14 protein-coding genes are annotated in these 22,004 nt (G+C 39.8%); 9 read left to right on the top strand and 5 right to left on the bottom strand.

From position 1 onward, the window contains the following. The first annotated feature begins 14 nt into the window (after nt 1-14). The 4 genes from QI031_RS20335 (at nt 15) to QI031_RS20320 (ending at nt 6,345) form a co-directional block, all read left to right on the top strand. Nucleotides 15-392, top strand: coding sequence for a response regulator (locus tag QI031_RS20335; RefSeq protein ID WP_281481468.1), 378 nt, complete (start codon nt 15-17; stop codon nt 390-392). A 4-nt stretch (nt 393-396) separates the two neighbouring features. Then, a complete protein-coding gene (locus QI031_RS20330; protein WP_281481467.1) occupies nt 397-894 on the top strand; it encodes a chemotaxis protein CheW in 498 nt (165 codons plus the stop codon). 59 nt (nt 895-953) lie between these two features. Continuing rightward, a complete protein-coding gene (locus QI031_RS20325; RefSeq protein WP_281481466.1) occupies nt 954-3,155 on the top strand; it encodes a methyl-accepting chemotaxis protein in 2,202 nt (733 codons plus the stop codon). Between the two features lie 265 nt (nt 3,156-3,420). Continuing rightward, on the top strand, nt 3,421-6,345 hold the full coding sequence (locus QI031_RS20320) for a hybrid sensor histidine kinase/response regulator (RefSeq protein ID WP_281481465.1): 2,925 nt from the start codon (nt 3,421-3,423) through the stop codon (nt 6,343-6,345). 180 nt (nt 6,346-6,525) lie between these two features. Here QI031_RS20320 and QI031_RS20315 read toward each other — a convergent pair whose 3' ends face one another. Continuing rightward, entirely contained in the window at nt 6,526-7,074 is a 549-nt protein-coding gene (locus tag QI031_RS20315; RefSeq protein ID WP_281481464.1) for a shikimate kinase, read from the bottom strand. A gap of 754 nt (nt 7,075-7,828) precedes the next feature. Here QI031_RS20315 and QI031_RS20310 point away from each other — a divergent pair. After that, entirely contained in the window at nt 7,829-8,023 is a 195-nt protein-coding gene (locus QI031_RS20310; RefSeq protein WP_281481463.1) for a hypothetical protein, read from the top strand. Between the two features lie 129 nt (nt 8,024-8,152). Here QI031_RS20310 and QI031_RS20305 read toward each other — a convergent pair whose 3' ends face one another. From QI031_RS20305 to QI031_RS20295, 3 genes are all read right to left on the bottom strand, one after another. Then, complete coding sequence (locus tag QI031_RS20305; protein WP_281481462.1) at nt 8,153-8,860, bottom strand: LapA family protein; 708 nt, start codon at nt 8,858-8,860, stop codon at nt 8,153-8,155. Between the two features lie 60 nt (nt 8,861-8,920). Further along, nucleotides 8,921-9,541, bottom strand: a complete 621-nt coding sequence (locus tag QI031_RS20300) for a flavin prenyltransferase UbiX (RefSeq protein ID WP_281481461.1) — start codon at nt 9,539-9,541, stop codon at nt 8,921-8,923. Nucleotides 9,542-9,711: 170 nt separating this feature from the next. Further along, nucleotides 9,712-12,066 (bottom strand): ribonuclease R family protein, encoded by a 2,355-nt coding sequence (locus QI031_RS20295; RefSeq protein WP_281481460.1) that lies wholly within the window; start codon nt 12,064-12,066, stop codon nt 9,712-9,714. A gap of 1,106 nt (nt 12,067-13,172) precedes the next feature. On the opposite strand from QI031_RS20295, the gene QI031_RS20290 reads away from it, so the two are divergent. Beyond that, the gene (locus tag QI031_RS20290; protein ID WP_281481459.1) at nt 13,173-14,033 is read left to right on the top strand and encodes a hypothetical protein; all 861 of its coding nucleotides are present in this window, start codon (nt 13,173-13,175) and stop codon (nt 14,031-14,033) included. 1,097 nt (nt 14,034-15,130) lie between these two features. Continuing rightward, nucleotides 15,131-16,309: an acyltransferase family protein gene (locus QI031_RS20285; protein ID WP_281481458.1), complete on the top strand. Its 1,179-nt coding sequence runs from the start codon at nt 15,131-15,133 to the stop codon at nt 16,307-16,309. A 204-nt stretch (nt 16,310-16,513) separates the two neighbouring features. Here the strand turns inward: QI031_RS20285 and QI031_RS20280 are convergent, their stop codons facing one another. After that, nucleotides 16,514-18,541, bottom strand: coding sequence for an ABC1 kinase family protein (locus QI031_RS20280; protein WP_281481457.1), 2,028 nt, complete (start codon nt 18,539-18,541; stop codon nt 16,514-16,516). 419 nt (nt 18,542-18,960) lie between these two features. Here QI031_RS20280 and recN point away from each other — a divergent pair, with 419 nt between their 5' ends. Both recN and QI031_RS20270 read left to right on the top strand, forming a co-directional pair. After that, nucleotides 18,961-20,706, top strand: coding sequence for a DNA repair protein RecN (gene recN / locus QI031_RS20275; protein ID WP_281481456.1), 1,746 nt, complete (start codon nt 18,961-18,963; stop codon nt 20,704-20,706). A gap of 135 nt (nt 20,707-20,841) precedes the next feature. Beyond that, nucleotides 20,842-21,984: a GTPase family protein gene (locus QI031_RS20270; RefSeq protein ID WP_281481455.1), complete on the top strand. Its 1,143-nt coding sequence runs from the start codon at nt 20,842-20,844 to the stop codon at nt 21,982-21,984. Nucleotides 21,985-22,004: the final 20 nt, after the last annotated feature.

Genomic DNA, 22,004 nt, shown 5'->3' with positions numbered 1-22,004 from the left:
AGGAGATTTATTCAGTGAATCTGACCTTAGTTGGTACAGTTCTAATTGCGGAGGATTCTCCTAGTGAATTGGAACTAATGAGCCATTATCTTCAAGAAAGTGGTTACAACGTAATTAAGTCTAGCGGTGCAAAAGAAGCTCTCGAAAAAGCCTTATTACAAAAGCCAGACGTGATTATTACCGATGTTGTGATGCCGGGGATGAGTGGATTTGAATTGTGTCGCGCTCTGAAAAAAAATCCAATAACACAAAAAATACCCATAGTGATATGTAGTTCTAAAAATTTAGAAATTGATCGATTGTGGGCAATGAAACAAGGTGCTGATGTTTATATGACAAAGCCATATACACGCGAGCAACTTTTGCGGGCGATTAAATCAGTGGTGTTTTAAATTTATGAATAATTATCAAATTGCAATTGCAGATCAACCAATATTAAATAACACGTTAGATGGCTATCTCAAGTTTCAGCTAAATCAACAAACTACTGCTGTGATTTCAATGAAGCACACACAAGAAGCAGTAATGTTGCCAGTTGAAACTATAACTTCCATGCCCAACTTACCTGCTTGTATTCTAGGTTTAATGAATTGGCGGAGTCGGATAATTTGGATAGTTGATTTACCTAAGATGCTCAATTTAGAGTTCTTAGAACATAGACCACGACAATACAATGTGATTGTGATAAAAGTAGAAAATTTGCTATTAGGTTTAGTTGTACATGAAATTAAAGGTACAACTAAGTTTGTGCCTGATGATATTGGTTCTCCGGTTGGACAAGTGGCATCTAGTTTAGTTCCTTATTTATGTGGATGCGTTGTGCAACAAGAGGAAATCTTGCTGGTGTTAGATGCCCAAGCAATTGTGGATTCTTCTATTCTCCGCAGTGATTAGGTTTGACTAAAATTTGCATTTTTAGTGTTTTCATGTACCTATTCTGGAGAATTTTATGTATGTTTAATAAAACTGACATGACTAAAAGTAGTGATACTCAAAATCGAGCAAGGTTTGTTTCATCCCAAAAAGTCCACGATGGTATAGTACAACGACCCAATAAGTCTAATAATCTAACTTCTGAGAATGATTTAAAGCGCCTGGGCTTCAGGACAAAAACTACAATTTTAGCGATCGCTATTGGTACAATACCAGTATTGGGCATAGGTGCGATCGCTTATAGTTTGGCCAATAAAGCAATTACTCAACAAATTACCCAAGCTCAAACAGCGACAGCCGTTGAGTTAACAGAGAAAATCAACCGTTTAATATTGGGACGGTACGAAGATATTCAATTACTCTCAAAAATGCCATTTTTGGCAAATTATAAAGTTAGTGCGAGAACAAGTAATCAAGAGAAAAAAGCAGTCTTTAATCAAATGATTGAGGCTGAAAAAGCCTATGATAGCATTGCTGTTGTTGATCTTGAAGGTAACTTAATTATCCAATCCACAGACGAACCTATAGATAATCCAAAAGACCGCAACTATTTTCAACAGACTCTACAAAAAGATACTGCTGTTATTAGCAAACCAGAAAAATCCAAAAATACTGATGTCACCAGCATTTACATAACTGCACCCGTTAAAGATCCTGATACGAGCAAAACTCTAGCTGTAGTCATCGCACGTATGCCTGTAACATCTTTAACAGAGGTGATTAAAAATTACACAAGTAATGGACAACAATATTATTTGCTCGATAACTCAGGAAAAATTTTTCTAACTTCCCAAAAAGCTTTATTGGGTAAAGAAGCAAAAGTCGAATATCCTGGTTTGACTCAACTGCTAACAGCCAAAAAAGTCAATACTTTCACAGCAGTTCAAAAAACTCATCAAAAACCAGAACTAGTCAGCTACGTCCCATCTCAAAAACTCAAAGGCTTGCCCGATTTAAACTGGCAGTTACTATTATCTACAGATATAACAACTTTATTTGCACCCCAAAGACAACTACTGTTGACGATCGCGATCGCTACAATTATCACAGCATTAATTACCGCCGCGATCGCCGCTTGGTTAGCAAAACGCCACACCCAGCCAATTCTCAACCCCACCGAAGCCTTAACAGAGTTAGGTAAAGGTGAACTCAATACTCGTCTAGAGACAAAACCAGAAGACGAGTTAGGGGTATTGAGTACAAATATTAATCAACAAGATTCGCAAACAGAAACACTACAACAGCAACTTTTAGAACTACTCAACAACGTAGAAGGTGCAGCTAGGGGTGATTTGACAGTCCGTGCAGACGTAACTACCGGCGAAATTGGCACAGTTGCCGACTTTTTCAACTCCATTGTCGAAAACCTCCGGGATATTGTTACCCAAGTTAAGCAAGCAGCAACCCAAGTAGATGGCGCAATTGGTTCTAACCAAGGAGCCATTCGCCAACTTGCAGAAGAAGCCCTCATCCAAGCTGCTGAAATAGACCGCACTTTAGATGCTGTTGACAAAATGACTCATTCTATGCGAACTGTAGCCGACAACGCCCAACAAGCAGCAGTAGTTGCCAACCATGCAGCTCACACCGCTACTAAAAGTGGTCAAGCGATGGATTTGACAGTACAAAACATCCTTTCCTTACGGGAAACCGTTGGTGAAACTACCAAAAAAGTGAAACGTTTAGGAGAATCTTCTCAACAAATTTCGCGTGTAGTCTCCTTAATTAACCAAATTGCCACCCAAACCAACTTACTCGCTATCAACGCCGGTATTGAAGCAGCACGCGCAGGTGAAGAAGGTCAAGGTTTTGCCGTCGTTGCTGAAGAAGTCGGTGAACTAGCAATCCGTAGTGCAGCCGCAACTCAAGAAATTGAGCAAATTGTCAATAACATCCAACGGGAAACTAGCGAAGTAGTACAGGCGATGGAAATAGGAACTACTCAAGTCGTAGAAGGTACGCGGATTGTAGAAGAGGCCAAGCAAAGTCTGAATCAGATTTTAGATGTATCTCGTCAAATTGACTCTTTAGCGCAGTCAATTTCCACCGCCACTGCTTCTCAAGTACAAACATCGCAAACTATTAGCCAATTAATGCAAGATATCGCTGCTGGCTCACAACGTACTAGTGCTTCTTCGCGTTTAGTTTCTAATTCTCTGCAACAAACTGTAGAGATTTCCCACCAATTGCAAGAGACTGTTGAGACTTTCAAAGTTAGTTAAGTAAGTGTCAAAAGTCAATGTAGAAGTTTTTTAGATGTTGCATAAATGCTGGATGATTTTTTCACGCAGAGGCAAGGCAGCGCATTGGGGAGACAGCGCCGTGGGCGGGTTTCCCGACTTGAGGCGACTGTCGTCGGGTTTCCCGACTTGTAGACGCTTCTGCGGCTTCCCGCAGGGTAGCGACTGCCGCGCAGAGGCGCAGAAAGAAAGATATTTTTCGAGTCACCTAGCTAGAGTATTTGACCATTAACTAAGGACAAAAATCATGGATAAAGAATTAGAAATCCAGATGCAGTTTCTAGAAGAAACAACTGATTACCTCAATACTTTAGAAACAGTATTGCTAGAAATTAATGCTAGTAACCACATTGTCGATTTAGATAAAATCAATGCCGCCCTCCGAGCTGCTCATTCTATCAAAGGTGGGGCAGCGATGATGGGATTTCGATCGCTCAGTGATTTAGCTCACCGTTTAGAAGATTTATTAAAAGTCTTTAAAACTAGCAAAAATTCTCTAGATATTGATACACAATTACAAACTTTGCTTCTGTCTGCGGTAGACTGGCTACGTCAAATAGTGGAATTACTATCAGAAGGCAATGCCATAGAGGAAGAGTGGTTAGCAGCCTTTTGTTACCCAGTTTTTGACGAACTACGCGATCGCTTGGGCGACCCTACCCCAGAGGACGCTACCACTATGCTATCGCCAGAAGATGGGCAAGATATTATTCCTTTACTGTTTGAAACCGAAGTAGAAGGATGTTTGCAGCGGCTCGAATCTGTATTAGCAGATAGCGCTCAGCCATGTTTGCAAGAAGAAGTGGCAATTATGGCTGCCGAATTAGGTGGTTTGGGAGAAATGCTTCAACTACCAGCTTTTACCCAACTTTGCGAATCGATCACACGTCATATAGAATCGCCGCCCCCTGATCGCGTTGCTGAAATTGCTCAGTTAGCATTGCAAGCATGGCGGCGATCGCAAGCTTTGGTGTTGACAAATCAACGAGATAATTTACCTACGGATATTGAATTAAGTGAAGTTGCCAAAGCTCCAGTAAATAATATTGTTTCTGAGCCACTGTCAAAAGCAGAAGCGATCGCTCAATTTCTCGCTACAGATGTAGATGACATCGAAATAGTAGCTGAGGAAACAAATCTTGCTGATGTCTCAGAAACAAATATCTTATTTACTCCAGAAATTTCTCCCAGTGAAACTAAATTAGAGGCAGTTAGTGTTAATAAAGATCGTGAAGCCCACGATAATACTGTCCGAGTACCTAGTAAACAACTTGAGCAAATTAATGATTTATTTGGAGAACTAATCGTCCAACGTAATGGATTAAACTCCCACCTGGAAAAGTTACGTAAACTTGTTCGTCATCTTAGCCAGCGAGTACAAATTCTTGATCGAGAGAATCAGGAATTGCGTACAGCTTATGACAAGATTAGTACTGAAACTGCGGCGATGCCAGATAGTGTAATCATCGTCCCTGATGATCGCCAGCATACACAAGAATTTGATGCTTTAGAAATGGATCGATATAACGAATTAAACCTGCGATCGCAGGAAGTTATGGAGACCATTGTGCAAGTACAAGAAGTCTCTACCGACATTCAATTAAGTGTTGATGATACAGATCAAATTGCTCGTAAACTAAGCAAAACATCAAAACAATTACAAACAAAACTCACTCACATTCGGATGCGTCCCTTGACTGATTTAGTGGAACGTTTTCCAAGAGCTTTGCGTGATTTAAATGTAGAACACGGCAAAAATGTCCAGCTGAAAGTTGAAGGTGGTAATACCTTAATTGAACGCAGTATTTTAGAAGCTTTGAATGATCCTTTAATGCACTTGCTGAGAAATGCTTTTGATCATGGTATTGAAGATGCAACCACTCGTCATGCATTAGGTAAACCAGAACAAGGATTAATTGAAATTAAAGCTATGCACCGTGGTAATCGCACCATTATTACTATGCGTGATGATGGTCGGGGTATTTCTTTAGATAAAATTCGCTCCCGTGCTTTAGCGATGAAATTAGATGCAGCTTTAGTAGATAGTGCTAGTGATGACGAACTATTGTCACTAATTTTTGAACCAGGGTTTAGCACCTCCGACCAAGTAACGGCATTATCTGGCCGCGGTGTGGGGATGGATGTAGTTCGTAATAACCTTAAATTAGTGCGAGGAGATATTACAGTTGATACAGAATTTGGTGTGGGTACTACCTTCACCCTTTCAGTACCATTTACACTTTCCGTTGCCAGAGTTTTGTTAGTAGAAAGTAATAAAATGTTATTGGCATTTTCTACAGATGTCGTTGCGGAAATCTTTTTATTGCAAAACGAGCGAGTTTTTCCAATGGCAGGTAGTGAAGTTCTCAATTGGCAAGGAACTATGCTGCCCTTAATTCGCTTAAACCGCTACTTTGAATTTAATTGTCCACGTTACGATAGTCTAGAACTAGAAACTCCCGCAGCCATTAACGCTAGTAGTGTATTAATAGTTAAAGGTAATAATCAATCAGTAGCCATCCAAGTAGACCGTTGCTGGGGTGAACAAGAAGTTGCTATTCGCCAAGTTGAAGGCAATATACCTTTACCTGAAGGCTTTAACAACTGCACAATTCTTGGCGATGGTCGAGTAGTGGCATTAGTTAATACCAATGAGTTGCTGTATTGGATTGCGACTAATCAACGCACTCCAAGAAACAATCAATTACCATCAGCCAGATTGAAAACGCCATTTTTATTTTTTGATGCCCAAAAAATACCAGCAACTCCTGCCAAACCTAAAGGCATGATTTTGATTGTCGATGACTCGATTAATGTGCGCCGTTTCTTAGCTTTGACCCTCGAAAAAGGAGGATACGAAGTAGAACAAGCGAAAGACGGTCAAGATGCCCTGGAAAAACTAGAAAGTGGTTTAAAAGTTGAAGCTGTAATTTGCGATATTGAAATGCCTCGCCTTGATGGTTACGGCTTTTTAGGTCGAATAAATTCTAATTTGAATATGAAGAAAATCCCAGTTGCCATGCTTACCTCTCGGAGTAGTAATAAACATCGACAGCTAGCAATGCAATTAGGGGCGAGAGCATATTTTTCTAAACCATACAACGAACAAGAATTACTTAAAACATTAGAAGAAATTATTTGTAATGTAGCAGAAACAGCAATATCCAATTGAAATATTGATTGCTCAACTTCTAATATATTGCGGATATGTAAGTAAGTCGGTGAAATAAAACCAAACTATGTAACGAAAAGTAAATAAGGCTCAAACTCTTTTTCCCCCTGCTCCCTGCCCCCTGCCCCCTGCCTTATTCCAACAATAATTATTTACGCCGACCTACTTATCATTCATTCCCTATGAATGAGAAATAGGCTTTTTCAGGACGCTAGGAATTGCTTGCATAACTTTTGTAGCAATTTCTTCTGGTGTTTCTCCCTTAGAGATGGTGATATGTAAATCGGCTTGGGAGTAAAGTGGTGTTCGTTGTTCGAGGAGCGATCGCAGTTTGCTTTGAGGATCAATATCTTGTAACAATGGTCTTGTTGTATCTTCTGCCAAACGGTTGTAAATTATCTCCACTGGCACATCTAGCCACACAATCAAACCGTGATGCAGATAACTCCAGTTTTCTCGCCTTAAGACAATTCCTCCACCTGTAGCTATAGTTAACCTTGTATAAGCACAAACCTGGGCGAGTACGTCGCTTTCCAACTGACGAAACGCTGCTTCTCCTTCTTGTGCAAATATTTGATTAATAGATCTTCCTGCTGCTTGGGCAATTATATTATCGGTATCTACAAATCCATAACTTAATTGCTGTGCTAGTAACTGTCCTACCGTAGTTTTACCAGCACCCATCATCCCAATTAAGTATAGATTGACTCCTTGTAATAAACTGCTCACTAGTCACTCCACTCCAGCGATCAATTATAAGTTTAGTTTTTGTGCTAACCTACTCGGCAACTGTTATGGATAGCTTTCTTATTTTTCAGTTAGTTGATAATTTTATTATATTAAACGCTCAATTATATACTCTATCAACACTTTGTTTAAATAAAAGCTAGATGCTTGCTTTTCAATCAGCGATCGCCTTTGTAATAACTCTATAGCTTCTAACATTGATCTTTGCGACTGCCGTGGCGATAACTCTAATATATTTATTATTTTGCTGCTCCTGAATAGCGCTAGCGATTAATTTTAAAGATAATGGGTTGCCTGCCTACCAGTCAAGCAAAGTTTTAAATGTCTTTTCGGATACATCAATCAAATTTTTCTCTTTGATAATTAAGAGTTTCGTTAGGTGACTTGATAGTTGTTGCTTAGATATCGTTGGCTTAATAGAAATTTCATCAGGCTTGTTTGAAACTTTAAGTAAACAAATTCTGTCAATACAAACCAATAAGACTCTTTACTCTGGTGTGTGGATTTAGTTGTCAACAATATTGTGTTTTAACAGCACAGTATCTAAAGTTCTAAAATGTTTTATACGGCAAACTTCAACAATAAAACGTTGTAAATCTAGGTGTAAAAAATGACCTATTTTCTGATTATTGCCCAAAAAAAGTTCAGTAACTTGAAGGCTTAAGCACAAAAAACTACTGCATAATCCACCGGAGTAAGACTAAACAATCAATGTGGTATGTAAGAGGCATCAACCATGAATCGGATTCGTGATATTGTGCAACAGGCTTTGATAACTGGCTATTTAACGGTTGAGGCAGAAAACCAATTACGGCATCTGTTGACTACCCGATATGACTTGGAAGATTTAAATGCTTTCATGACTTTGCAAGAAGCCGCCATGAACGGTAAAGTTAGGCAAGAGTCCCGTGAAAGGTGTAGTATCAGATAATTTATGGGGCATGGGGCATGGGGGAGGCAGTGCGTTGGACGGGTTTCCCGGCTTGAAGCAACTGCCGTCATGGGGCATAGGTAAACAAAGTTGAACTTCATTTATATTTAGTCATTTATAGTTACAGCTTTATGGACGAGGGCGCTTGTTGTCATCTTCAAAATCGTCGTCCTCAAAAAATTCCCAGTCATCATCGTCGCTATTATCAGCTTGATTATTGGCTGGTGGTTGATAAGGGGGAATAATTACCCGGTAATCAGCATCGTAGACGGATTCTGTTTTTCCTGCCGCAGTATTTTTGGGTTCGCGGTAGCTGTAAGAGTAGACTGAGCCAGATTGAGAACCACTTTTAGGTTCTTGTTGACGTTCGTAAGTTTGAGAGTCTTGAAACGGTTGAGTTTTAGGATTAGGGGTAGGTGCTTCTGCGGGCTGTTCATCCAAGTCCCAATCATCATTTGTATTGTTGTTTGTCTCCCAATCGTCAAATTCTTCACTAGTAGCGTACTCTGTTCTACTACCTCGTGGTGGCGGATTGGAAGGAGGGGGTGTAGGTTCTTGTCGGCGGGAGGATTCTGCACGAGGTGAAGCCGTCGGTGACTTTAAGGGAGTTTGACGTTGTTGCCCCCTAAAGTAATTTGATAATTTGAACAAGGTACTGATTAAGAAAGACGTAAAAGCTCCAATGGCAGTACTGAACAAAATCCACATTGCTAGTGGTAATGGTTGAGTTCGCATTCCCAAAAACACTAGCGATAGGACAGGCGACCAATTTTGAACTAACAATAGTGTTAGTACTCCCAGTACAGCCACTAACAGAATTAAGCGAATTACAGCCATAAGAAAATTAAAAGGTAAAAGTGACTCTATCTTTACTTTTACCTTTTTACTTTTACCTTTTTACTTCCTTCCTTGCCACCGCTGAATAGGAATACAATCAATATCGAGCTGATCTAAAGCACGGGCAACTACAAAATCAACTAAATCCTCAATGGTTTGAGGATTGTGATACCAAGCCGGAATCGCAGGGACAATTCTAACTCCGGCTTCTGCCAAAGTAGTTAAGTTTCGCAGATGAATCAGGCTAAAAGGTGTTTCACGAGGAACGATAACCAGTTTGCGTCCTTCTTTAAGCTGAACATCGGCTGCTCGTTCTAGTAAATCGGAACTCAAACCGACTGCTAGCTTGGCTACGGTACTCATGCTACATGGCATAATAATCATCCCCAGGGTGCGAAAGGAACCACTAGCAATTCCAGCTCCGACATCACTCCAAGGATGACAGTTGAGTTTACCTCCAAGAGGAACGCCAGCTTGTTCTCGCCAGAATTGTTCTTGAGCAGTTGGTTCTGCTGGCATTCGGGTATCCTGTTCTGCTTGCCAAACCATGTATGTTGATTTAGAGGCAACTAGTTCAATCTCATAATCAGCGGCGAGCAGATATTTGAGAGTGCGAACAGCGTAAATTAAACCAGATGCACCTGTTACGCCTAATATCAAAGGATTGGGATGATGTGACACACGATTTTATTAAGGATTAGAGATGGCGTACTGGGTATGTTGTCGATTAGGTACTGAGTATTGAGAAAAAAGAAGCAAAAAAGTAGAGGGTAAGTTTTAATTCAGTCTTTCTCCTTGTCCCTTATCCTCTTAAAAATCCCTAGTCCCTAGTCTCTAGTTCCCAGTCCCTTTTATTCATCGTCAGCATACGAATCTAAATCGTCAGACTCCATATCATCTAAGTAGATATCTGATGTATCGTCGTCATTGACATCATTAATACTTAATCCTTTAGGAGTACCATCGCTACCGACAGTGACTAAATCAATTTGCTGGCGATAGTAGTCGACGCTTTTAACTTGTACAGCAACGCGATCGCCTAATCTATAAGAAGCGCGATTTTTGCGGCCGAACAGTGCTTGTTGTCGAGCGCGGTATTCATACCAGTCATCTTTGAGAGAACTGACATGTACTAGTCCTTCTACCCGTAAAGGTACACCAGGATTACTATCAGTTTTCGTCTCTGCTGCTGGTACTTCAATTTCCACAAAGAAACCATAAGATTGAACACCAGTAATTACGCCTTGAAAAACCTGACCGATGCGTTGTTTCATCAGTTGAGCTTTTTGCAATCCGGCTAAATCGGCTTCCGCTTCTTGGACTTCTTTTTCTCTATCGTTGATTTGAATAATTACCCGATTCAAATCAGTTTGGATTTCTTGTTGCAGTTCTGGAGGTAAAACATTCCAGTTAATTTCTGTGTGAGAGGAGGAGTGACGCAGGTTAACTCGCTCTTTCACACGGGTATTGCGGCGATCGCGTCCGTGTTCTATTAGCCTATAGTATACTCGCTGCATCAGTAAATCTGGGTAACGCCGCAAGGGAGAACTACAGTGAGTATATTGCTCTAGTGCTAAACCAAAGTGCATTCCTTTAGTGGTACTGTACGTAGATGGCTTCAGTGTGTCCTGCAACAAATATGTCAAAACTTGCTCTGATGGTGATTCAGCAAACGCTCTAGTTAAGTGCTGATAATCTAGGGGTTGGATCTCTACTTCCGGTTCTAGTGACAATTCCACACCTAAATTGATCGCCAATTTTAGCATTTCCTGGACATCTTCGGAGTCGGGTGTGCCTTGAACTCGCCAAATAGCAGGAATACCTAAGGCGCTCAAGTGGTTGGCCATGAGTTCGTTAACCAATAGTACCAATTCTGTTAAAAGCGATCGCACAGGTAAATCATTCACCACTACAGCCCCCAAAATTCCCTCATCATGATAAGGATTTTGGCTAGCAGGTAGATTCAACTGCAAGCTTCCACGAGCTAAACGCGTCTGTTTGACTGCTTTTTGCAGTTTTTCTAAGTCTTGCAGCAATTGCACTACTTGTTCGGATGTATTGGCAGATTCATCACTGAGAATTGCTTCGGCTTTTTGTCTGCTGAGGGCAGTATCTACGTTAATTACACTGGGTTGAATTTCCCAATCTAATACTTCTCCTGATTGGGGATCAACGGTGATTAAAAAAGAGATGGCTAGGCGATCGCTTCCGGGTAATAAGGCACAGCGTTCTGCTACAGCTTCAGGCAGCATTGGCAGTATTAATTCTCCCAAATACACCGATTTACCTCGTTTAAAAGCTTCTCTATCTAGATGTTCGTCAGGTTGCACATAATGGGAAACATCAGCAATGTGAAAGCCTAAACGCCAATTACCAGAGGCAGTTGTTTCTAAGCTGAAAGCATTTTCTACCGCTTTAAGATCGCCGTTGATTCCCGCGATCGTCACGGTAAATAAATTACGTAAATCTAGCTTGTTTTTCAGATCTGCTTTTAGTAGTCTTTTAGGTAGCTTGGATGCTGCTTCTAAAACTGATTCTGGGAAACTGCGGGATAAATCGTGTTTACAGGTGACTAAATCAATATCAGCAGCAGCTTCGGCATCGCTACCCAGAATTTGTACTACCCTACCCAACGGAGGATATTGTGCTAAAGGGTAACGCAGGACTTCTACATGGGCAAGGTGATCGAGGGCTTCTTCTAATTTCATGCCATTGGTTTGAATTTTCAGCTCAAACAGCAAGCGATCGTCTAAAGGTACTGCTCGAAAACCACCTTCTATCTGCTTAATCCGAGCTAATAAAGTGTGATTAGAACGTTCTAGAATTAGCTTGACCTCTCCTTCTGGAGAACGGCGGCGACTACCTTCTTTGAGAACTCTTACTAAAACGCGATCGCCATTCCAAGCATTACTCAAGTGGCTTTCGCGAATATAAATATCCTCGGCTCCTTCCACATCTTGAATAGCAAAGCAAAAACCTTTGCTAGAACACCTAAGTTTGGCTTCGATTGTACCCTCTTCTGTAACGCGGCGATATTTACCACGTTCTTTGACTAAAATTCCAATTTTTTCTAGTACTTCTAAGGCAATGTGAAGTTTTTGTAAACTGTTTTCGTCCTCGCAACCAAGTTTCTTTTCTAAAACTTTACGAGCTACCAATTTATCATCCGTGAAATTGGCTAAGAGTGTAGCGATTGAAAATTCCATGCAGTGAACCGACCTTTAGTCAAAACATCATTTTTGGTTTAATCTGGTTCTTTCCTGTAGACCTCATGGCTTACAGACACTAGTACCGCTGCGCGGAAGTCAAGGCTTCGGCTTCGCGGCAGTTGAGCGCAGTCGAAACTCAGCCTTGACCCTGAGCATCTCGGCTACGCTCGATGGAGCCGTAGTCGAAGGGTCAAAAGTCAAAAGACTGATAATTTGGGCTTTTTAACTGTTTGGAAGGGTAGCTTTTTTTACGCCGCACTGTAGTATTAGGTGGAAACAACTTGCCTTGAGACAGGGGGGTTCCTATTCTCAGTAAGTAAACAACCTGAGAAATTCTCACTGCACGACAATCTCAGAGTTCGTCTGCATTTAAGTCTCTTCACCTAAACAAACTAAAAAAGTACACCTGATTAGAGTTTTGCCCTACTAGGTAATTACGCGAAGGGTTTTTGAGAGGCTAGGTTAGTGTAACTCTCCACGCTGCCCAAAAGCGCTGTCAGGGGAAACCACAAGTGTTTGATTGTCTAGTTTGAAGGTACTTTTACGCCATTAGACTCTGATTTTTAACTAAGAGAAACTGCTGATCAACCTAATTTTGCCACATGTAGAATCGGTAACAATTAGATAAGCAGCTTAACAAGCAGTGAGGGCGAACCTTATCTCCATTATTGTAGATTTAGAGCGTACTTCTAGGAAATAGTTCCGGATATAGAATAGGGTAATTAGTATAGCATTGAAGGTGAGACCACCTAGTGGTCTGTCAACCGGAAAATAATAGTTTAGGAGTAATGCAGGAACACTAAGATGTGAAGAATTTTAAGCCCTGCAACCTTGCCTTAACAGACTAATTAAATTTATTCACCAAAAGTCAAAAATTGGCTCAACACATCGCTACTGCTACAATCAGGACACAGTTAAAATTAAAGTACCTCCATAGATACACTGTGGGCAAGGTTTATTATCTCCCAATATGGTTTTACATTCAGCAAAGCTTTACTTGTAACTGGAATGGGAGAAGATATCGAAATAGGGGCAATCTGTCATTGAGGCAGACAGTTAACATCAACCTCATTATTCAACAGACTTAGATTGGTGGCAGTATTATGTTGGCTCAATTCCAGAGATTGTATCCCAACGGCAGTCTTACATCCGAATTAATCCAAATTTTTCAAGGGAAGTATGTTGTCCGGGCAAGCGTGCAAATTGCAGGTGAAATTCGCGCTACAGGTATGGCAGCGGCAGAAACAGTGGAAGTGGCAGAAGACCAAGCTAGAACTAGGGCATTGATGGTTTTAGGTATAACTACTTCGCTACCAGCACCAATAGTATTTTCTCCACAACCTACATCCCAGGTTCAACTTCCTGCTTTGAACACAACAGCAGGATTGAATGAGTCTACCTTTGCCTCTACAACAAGCGAGGGTTTTGACGGGAGTCAGTGGTCAGCTAGTAGCCAAGAAACATCCGTATCATCTGTTAGTGAGCAGAATATCCAACCAGAGGCAGTAAAAAGTGATACATCAAAGGCAATTAATAACAATACTTATAGCCAAGATTTAAATCAGAATTTTCCTGTTACCAATAATCAGGAATCAGAATTTAAAACCCCAGAGGAAAACTTGGAAATGACCTCTGACAACCAAGCAGAAACTCCACTTTTTCCAGAAATTTCATCTCCTAGTAAGGTTACACCATTTACACCCCGCAATTACAATCAGCAAGAAAATGTCAGTACTTTGTCAGGGGTAGGGAAGAAAAAGAAGAAAAATGAACCAGTAAATTTATCTGATGTAATTGCAAAAACCGATGTCCAAATCGAGCGTTTAGGTTGGACGAAAGAGCAGGGACGAGAATATCTCAAAAAAACCTACGGGAAATTAGGACGCTCTTTGCTGAGTGAAGAAGAGTTGTTAGATTTCTTAAAATATTTGGAATCTCAACCAGACCCGCTAGCGGGATTTTAATTGGTTTATTGAGAGTAGATAAACCCGTCCTCTTTAGTGTCTTAGTGATGACTGTTTAACCACTAAGACACTAAGACACCAAGATGAAAATCCCAAGGTTAACACTATAATTTCAGGTCTAATAAAGCACTAAAATAAAATATTGGTTGTTTTTTTTATAACTGTATTTATTCGTAAATATAATATTTATTTGTTATTTAAAAAATTACAATTAAACAGTATCAGTACTGTTTTTTTTTGTAAAAAAAATGATGAAAAAAGTAGACTTTAATTTAAATCTTTATAATTTTTCTGGTAACTTTATTGTTTCTTAATCAAAAACATGTAACTCTCTTCTAGGATGGTGAAAGCACACTAATTGTGTACCTATAAAAGCACTTTGTTAGATATGTAATTTCTTTTTGTACATCATGATTACAACAGCGGCAGATTCAAAAAACTGGCTGCGAAGAAGCCGTTATAGTAATCGGGGAAGCGTTTATTTATTTGCTCCGATGGTTAAATTTAATGTAATGGCTGAAGTTGGAGATACTCCTCCTTAATCTGATGTATTTTTACTGGCTTGAAAATTCCATAAGTGTTTCAAGAATTAAAATTTGATGAAACTTATGTTAAATATCTAACTTATATACATTGAGAGTTAGATAGTTAATGTTGCTGTAAAAGATAGATGTCTATACTTCAGAAGTAAGTGTCTTAGCAGGAATTAATTACATACCTTGCTTCTTTGTTCCCTATTCTGTTTTTACACCAATGAATTTAATTTTGTGCAACTACTAAGTAGTTGTGAGTTTTTACGAATTACAGATAAATTCTGTAATTAAATAGATATCTAGTAATTGAATAATGCCTGTCTTTGATGATTATTAATTTATTGGCTTAATTCTAGATTTTTCATTCATAAGATTATCAAATTTGCATCATGTTTACATTGTTTTTGTGCAAAGTTTATACTTTGTTTTAAATAATTGTGTTTTTTAGTATTTCTATTGCTGAGACAATATTTACTTTTTAAAAATGCATTTAACTAATAGCAAATTCAGGGCTAATAATGAACTAAGTATCTATTAGATGTAACAAATAGAAGGATTGAATTAATGACGAAAGTTACCGATAAATTTACTGAAAAGAGAGTCCACCTCCCTTACCTAGATGGCTTACGTGGATTGGCCTCTCTGTATGTTGTTCTTGTTCACGTTGAACCATCAATGAGTGACCAATTACCGCTATTGTGGACATTATTTTTTAGAACAATGAAATATGGTGCATTTAGTGTTATCAGTTTTATTGTTCTTTCTGGCTATGTTTTAATGATGCCAGTAGCTCGTTCTGAAAATGGTCAATTATCAGGAAGTTTAATTAATTATATTAAGAGGCGATCGCGGCGAATTTTACCGCCTTATTACATGGCTTTATTCTTCTCTATACTGCTAGGATTATTTGTTTTAGCTTTAGAGAAATTCACCAATTTTCAATGGAATGAAGTTGCAGGAATAGGCTCATTTTCTCCAAAATTTAATTTTATTGATGTTTTAACTCATGTTTTTTTAGTTCACAATCTTAGCGACACTACATACACAACGATTAATTCGCCCATGTGGACTGTGGCAACAGAATGGCAAATATACTTTTTATTTCCGTTATTTTTACTGCCTATATGGCGGCGGTTGGGATTATTGTCAGTTATCATCATTACATTTGCCATTGGTGTAACACCTATATATCTGCTCAATGGATTATTTGAATCGGCTAATCCTTGGCTTTTAGGTATATTCTGTTTAGGAATGGCAGCAGCAGATATTGGATTTTCTCAAAAACCCAAATTAGTAGCCCTCAGAAATTCTCTACCTTGGAATCGCCTAGCTATTATCTTCACTTGCATAGCTTTTATAACTGAATGGCGACGTTTAAACTTGCATATATGGATTAATCAGAGTTTTGCTGGATTAGCTTTTGCTTGTTTATTTATTTCTTTAACCAAGTCTATAATTGATGGCAAACCACCATCTATAGTATTACAGATACTACAGCATCCTTGGGCGATCGCACTGGGAACATTTTCTTATAGTTTATATCTGACTCATGGGCCTGTTCTTGTGTTTGTGCGTTATTTCCTATTTCATTTGCCAATTTCTCCAGACATGTTTGCAGCCGCATCCTATTTATTAGGCACAATAATGTCGTTAATCATAGCTTACTGGTTTTATCTTTTCTTTGAACGGCCATTTATGTCTAATTTCTTAAAAAAGCGCAAAGTCAAAGATGTCGTGAGTTAAGCTCATCCCACCCCTGAAAGGAGCGGGATTTTGTGTCAGTGGTCATTAGTCAATAGTCAGTTGTTTTTGCTACTCGCCACACTTTGGCTAGCGGTAGTTGAATCTCGACTTCGCTCGATTACCGCGCAGTCGAAATTCAGTGCATCGCTAACTACTGACACCTGACGGCGACGGGGCGACTATTACAGACACTCCTTGTTCGCGTCAGCGTCTCTGAAAGAGAAGAAGTGGATTTCCCGTCGCCTTTTGATCAACTTCTTCTGCTGCTAACAATTCACGAATTAAACTTGTTATGGCCTTTTGCAGCAAACGTTGAGTAATTTGTTGACCCAAACGCTGTACACCTGGGTTAATTAATAACTGGGTAAGTTGAGGAGCCATCTGCACAGGGTCAAAGCCGCGGGTATCTTGAAGAATTTTTAAAATACGTTTGATATGCTCTAAAGTCTGTTGCTGCTCAACTGTCGCCGCAGGTGCTTCATTAATTGCTGTTAAACCTACTCGTTCTCGCAGCAAATAAGTGAAATTATGCAAAACATTTTTACCTAAGGCGTTGAGTCCGTTAACAAATTCATCTACCAATTTGTCACGAATAAAAGCACCGCGTTCAGAAGAGAGAAACTCTACTCCCTGATTTAGTGCTAGGTTAAAGTCGTAGTCTTGATTCTTTCGAGCATTACGTAATAAATTTTCTAAGCGATTCCAACGGAAGCTTCCTTCTTTAAACAGTAAGTTTTGCAGTGATGTTCTTAATTCGGTTGCTGGATCAGTTAATAAACGTTTAGCAACATAAGGATAAGCTTCGCTGAGAACTTTAAAGTTAGGATCTATGTAAATCGCAATACCTTCTAGGGTGACAAGAGAGCGAATGATTAAAGCATAGTAAGGAGGAACACGGAAGGGATATTCATACATTAAAGCCGAAAGTTCGTCAGTAATACTTTTAATGTTGAGTTCGGCAACACTGGCTCCTTGAGCATCAGCAAATACTCTGGCAAAAGCGGGAATAATCGGCGTTAAGTCGGTATCTGGTGAGAGGAAGTCTAATTTAACGTAGTCGTTAGCTAAACCTTCAAAATCACGGTTGACGACGTGAACGATCGCTTCAATTAAACCATAGCGCTGGTGTGGTAAAACCTCGCTCATCATTCCAAAGTCGAGATAAGCTAATTTACCATCCGGCGTTGCTAACAAATTGCCTGGGTGGGGGTCAGCGTGGAAAAACCCGTGTTCTAGCAATTGGCGCAAAGAACATTGCACACCTACTTCAATTAGATAACGTGCATCTATGCCTTGGTCACGAATTTCAACTGTCTGGGTTAACTTAGTACCATTAATCCACTCCATCGTCAATACGCGACGATTAGTATACTCCCAGTAAATTCTCGGTACGTAAACATCTTTTATATGACCGTATAATTGGAAAAATCGCTCCGCATTTTCACCTTCATGGATGTAATCCATCTCTTCAAAGATGCGATCGCCTAATTCATCAAGAATCCCAACTAAGTCACTACGTATTCTTTTAAAAGTTTTTTGCGCCCGACCAGCAAGGTAGCGCAAAATATACAAATCAATGGCAATGCGTTCTCTTAAATCAGGACGTTGAACTTTAACGGCGACTTCTTCACCAGTTTGCAGCTTACCTCTGTAGACTTGCCCTAGAGAAGCAGCAGCAATTGGCGCAGGCGAAAGTTCTGTATAAATTTCTTCTGGTGGTGCGCCTAGTTCTTCTTCGATAAATCGGTAGGCAATTTCGTTAGGAAAAGGCGGTAATTGGTCTTGTAACCTAGTTAGTTCTTCTAAATATGCAGGAGGAACTAAATCTGGTCTGGTGGATAAAGCTTGCCCGATTTTGATGTAAGCAGGCCCCAATCCCGTCAGTAATTCTCGTAGCTGAATGGCTCGACGGCTATCATTTTTGACAACAACTCCCCAGCGGCTGTCCCACCATAACCCAAAAGCAAAGGAAAGAGTTGGCCCTAAAACTGCAAAAATGCGTCGCAAAACTTGCAGAGGTCTTTTCCGGTAATGAGCTGCAATCTCTACGGGATCGTAGCGTATTGGCTCAGAATCAGATTGTATATTTACTAGCGCTTGTTGTTTTTGAGCTGCTGAGAGTCTTGGCGATCGTAAAACTAAAGCCTCTGTACCATTTTCTGGCACTACTTCAGTAAGCTGTGGTTCGCCCTCAATCGGCTCAGAAGTCGGGGGAATTGTCTTAACAATCATGAAGAAAGCCACTGGTTGGAATGATACATGTTAAGTATTGTAACAATATGTATACAGTCCAGCATCCCTCTAATGGAAATAATTAGCAGCCGGACAAAATTAAATTTATGTTATTGAGTAGGGAACAGGGAACAGGGAACAGAAATTATTTTTCTAGCTTTTTAATAAGAGCGATAATTATTTTGCTCTTTTCTATATCCGTTTGGTTAGATAGTCCTACCCTCTAAGATAAAATAATATGTGTTTCTAATTCGTTGATTGACTCCACTATTCCCTTTTGCAAGCTTCTTAATTTATTCTACTGTTCCCCGTTTTCTATTCCCTTTTGCTAGTAGGTATTGCTGATTGCTAAAAGATTGTATTGAGTATTCTGTAAGTTTAAAGTATCTGGCATCTGCCTTTAGGGAGAATTTGGCTTGATGTTGCTCTGCCTACGAATTGAAAACTTTGCTCTGATTGACCAACTAGAGTTGGAATTTGGCGCTGGACTCAATGTCCTCACAGGTGAAACCGGCGCGGGGAAATCGATTATCTTGGATGCCATTGATGCGGCTTTGGGTGGGAAAGTCTCCAGTCGGGTAATTCGGACTGGGACAAATAGGGCGTTAGTAGAAGCTACTTTTACATATAGTCCTTCTTTAGCAGCTTGGTTGAATGAACAAGAAATTGATTTGATTGATGATAATTCTTTAGTGATCAGCCGCGAAATTACAGTAACTACTAGTAATATTCGTAGTAGATCGCGGGTAAACGGTGTATTGGTCAATCGTCAACTGATGGGGGGATTGCGCGATCGCTTGGTGGAAATTACAGCCCAAGGTCAAACTGTACAAGTGGGACAATCTGCTCAAGTCCGCGATTGGTTAGATATGTACGGCGGTAACTCTTCAGTACAACAGCGTCAATTGATTACCACAGTTTTTAGTAATTACCAACAAGCTCATCTCATTTTAGAAAAACGCCGAACATCAGAACGGGAACGTCTGCAACAATTAGATTTACTCACCTATCAAGTGCAAGAATTAGGAGCAGTTAACCTCGACGATCCTCAAGAATTAGAACAACTGTTGCAGGAACGAGAACGCCTCAACCATGTCGTCGATTTACAACAGATGAGTTACAAACTCTACCAAGCTTTGTATGAAAACGATAACGAAACCCCAGCCGCAGCAGATTTACTAGGAGACAGCGAAGCAACATTAACTGACATGGTGGAATATGATGTACAACTCCAACCATTGTTAGATATGGTCAAGGATGCTCAAGCAGTAATCATGGAAGTAGGAAGACAGATTAATGCTTATGGAGATAGCTTAGAAGCCGATCCCCAACGCTTAGAGGAAGCAGAAGAGAGAATTAGGGAATTAAAACAAGTTTGCCGCAAGTATGGCCCAACATTGACAGAAGCGATCGCCTATTATCAACGTATCCAAGCAGAACTAGCTCAACTTAACGACAGCGAACAATCTATTGAAAGTTTAGAACAGCAAGAACAAGCTTGTTTAGCAAAACTTACTCAAGCTTGCCAAAAATTAACTCAATTGCGTCGTCAAGCTGCTAATAATTTAGAATCTCGGCTGATATCGGAACTTAAACCCCTAGCAATGGAAAAGGTACAGTTTCAAGTTGAAATAGTACCGACAGTGCCAACCGCCACAGGTGCAGACAAAGTTACTTTTATGTTTAGTCCCAACCCTGGAGAACCGTTGCAACCTTTAACAGAAATTGCCTCTGGGGGTGAAATGAGTCGGTTTTTGCTGGCGTTGAAAGCTTGCTTTTCTCAAATAGATGCCGCTGAAACACTAGTATTTGATGAAATTGATGTCGGGGTTTCTGGTAGAGTAGCCCAAGCGATCGCCGAAAAATTACACCAATTGAGTCAAAACAATCAAGTATTGTGTGTCACCCACCAGCCTTTAGTAGCTGCAATGGCTGACCGTCATTTCCGCGTAGATAAGCAGATTATTACTCAAGGCAAAGGTAAAAAAGCTAACAACGGCAACGCCGAACAGCGTACTGTTGTCCGAGTCACGAGTTTGGATAATTTAACTACACGTCGAGACGAACTCGCCCAATTAGCTGGAGGTAAATCAGCCACAGAAGCGATCGCCTTTGCCGAATCTCTGTTATCGCAAGCCGCTAATCATCGTCACAGAAATAACTAACCATGTAGTAGCATCACTTAGTCAAGAAATTGCTATTTTGAGAGAAGTTAAGAATTCTGATTTTGCTCCTACAAAAGGTATATAAAGAGGGCTACATAATATAAGGTTCTCATTCCCCCACCAAGTAGGCAGCTCATGGAAGAATTATCTGTTGCGGAAGCAGTAGCGGACGTAATCAAAAAAATTAAGGCTCCCAATATCCTTGTCATTGGCGCAACTGGGACAGGAAAGAGTAGTCTGATTAATGCTGTGTTCGGTGAAAACTTAGCTCGTACAGGTGCAGGTTTACCCGTAACTCAAGATTTTCATTTTTATAGTAATGGTCTTGTAAATATCTATGACTCTGCGGGCTATGAGTTAGGTAAAGGCAGTGATTTTGTTAACAATGTTTTTGATTTTTTATCTTCTAAACAAAAAGCAGAACCTGAAAAGCAAATTCATATAGTTTGGTATGTTATTAGCGCTCCTTCAGCTAGAATTGAACACTTTGATATTGATATTATTAGCCTACTTCGTAAGTATGGTATACCACTGCTGATTGTTCTTTCACAAGTTGATAGAGCAAGCGAACAAGAGGTTAACAGTCTTAAAACTGCGCTATCACATTTTGACATCACACAATTAGATGATGTTATTGAAATAGCCGCCTCGCCGTTAATAATCAGAGGCAAACCTATCTGCGAACCTTTTGGTTTAGAAGAAGTAATTACTAAAACTCTCGAATATTTACCTGAAATCTATGCAGATGCAGTGAGAATAGCACAGGTTGTTGACTTGAAATCTAAGAGAGAACTAGCTTGGAAGTTAATTGCAGCAGCAGCAGTAACAACTTTTGGAAGTGCTTTTATTCCAATACCAGGTGTATCAACGGGAGCAAACTTAGCAATACAAGCATCTCTTCCTATTTCCATTGCATCCGTGTATGGATTTAGGGATGCAAGAAAGTTCCTACAACTAACTTACGAAGGGTTATCAACAAAAACTTTAGTTGGTTTTGCTGGAGCAACATTAGGCTTGGATGTTTTCAGAAGTGTAGTTCCTATTGTCGGTAGTGCGATCGCAGGAGGAACAGCAGTAACTGGAGTTGTCATAGCGGGTTTAGCTTATGCATCAACATTTGAAGCAATGGCTAAAACTCATATAGATCAAAAAGATTCAGAAGAAGCTGAGAAGTTTTTAATTAATAATTTCCAGAAAGAATTAAAAAAATATTCTGATGTAGTTATCAGAACAACTAAAGATTTAGCCAATGTGAAAGATAGATTTCTAAATCAATAAGCTAGAAGTCTACACTGTTA

This window comes from Halotia branconii CENA392, assembly GCF_029953635.1.
In the GTDB taxonomy this organism is placed as follows: Bacteria; Cyanobacteriota; Cyanobacteriia; order Cyanobacteriales; family Nostocaceae; genus Halotia; species Halotia branconii.
Note: the sequence above shows the minus strand (reverse complement) of the source record. Positions and strands in the feature narration are given on the sequence as shown.

Bases quoted from the DNA above. Each gene is read 5' to 3' on its own strand.
- QI031_RS20295 (WP_281481460.1), bottom strand. From the start codon at position 12,066: ATGGAATTTTCAATCGCTACACTCTTAGCCAATTTCACGGATGATAAA.
- QI031_RS20285 (WP_281481458.1), top strand. From the start codon at position 15,131: ATGACGAAAGTTACCGATAAATTTACTGAAAAGAGAGTCCACCTCCCT.
- QI031_RS20270 (WP_281481455.1), top strand. From the start codon at position 20,842: ATGGAAGAATTATCTGTTGCGGAAGCAGTAGCGGACGTAATCAAAAAA.
- QI031_RS20310 (WP_281481463.1), top strand. From the start codon at position 7,829: ATGAATCGGATTCGTGATATTGTGCAACAGGCTTTGATAACTGGCTAT.
- QI031_RS20320 (WP_281481465.1), top strand. From the start codon at position 3,421: ATGGATAAAGAATTAGAAATCCAGATGCAGTTTCTAGAAGAAACAACT.
- QI031_RS20290 (WP_281481459.1), top strand. From the start codon at position 13,173: ATGTTGGCTCAATTCCAGAGATTGTATCCCAACGGCAGTCTTACATCC.
- QI031_RS20305 (WP_281481462.1), bottom strand. From the start codon at position 8,860: ATGGCTGTAATTCGCTTAATTCTGTTAGTGGCTGTACTGGGAGTACTA.
- QI031_RS20280 (WP_281481457.1), bottom strand. From the start codon at position 18,541: ATGATTGTTAAGACAATTCCCCCGACTTCTGAGCCGATTGAGGGCGAA.
- QI031_RS20325 (WP_281481466.1), top strand. From the start codon at position 954: ATGTTTAATAAAACTGACATGACTAAAAGTAGTGATACTCAAAATCGA.
- recN (WP_281481456.1), top strand. From the start codon at position 18,961: ATGTTGCTCTGCCTACGAATTGAAAACTTTGCTCTGATTGACCAACTA.
- QI031_RS20330 (WP_281481467.1), top strand. From the start codon at position 397: ATGAATAATTATCAAATTGCAATTGCAGATCAACCAATATTAAATAAC.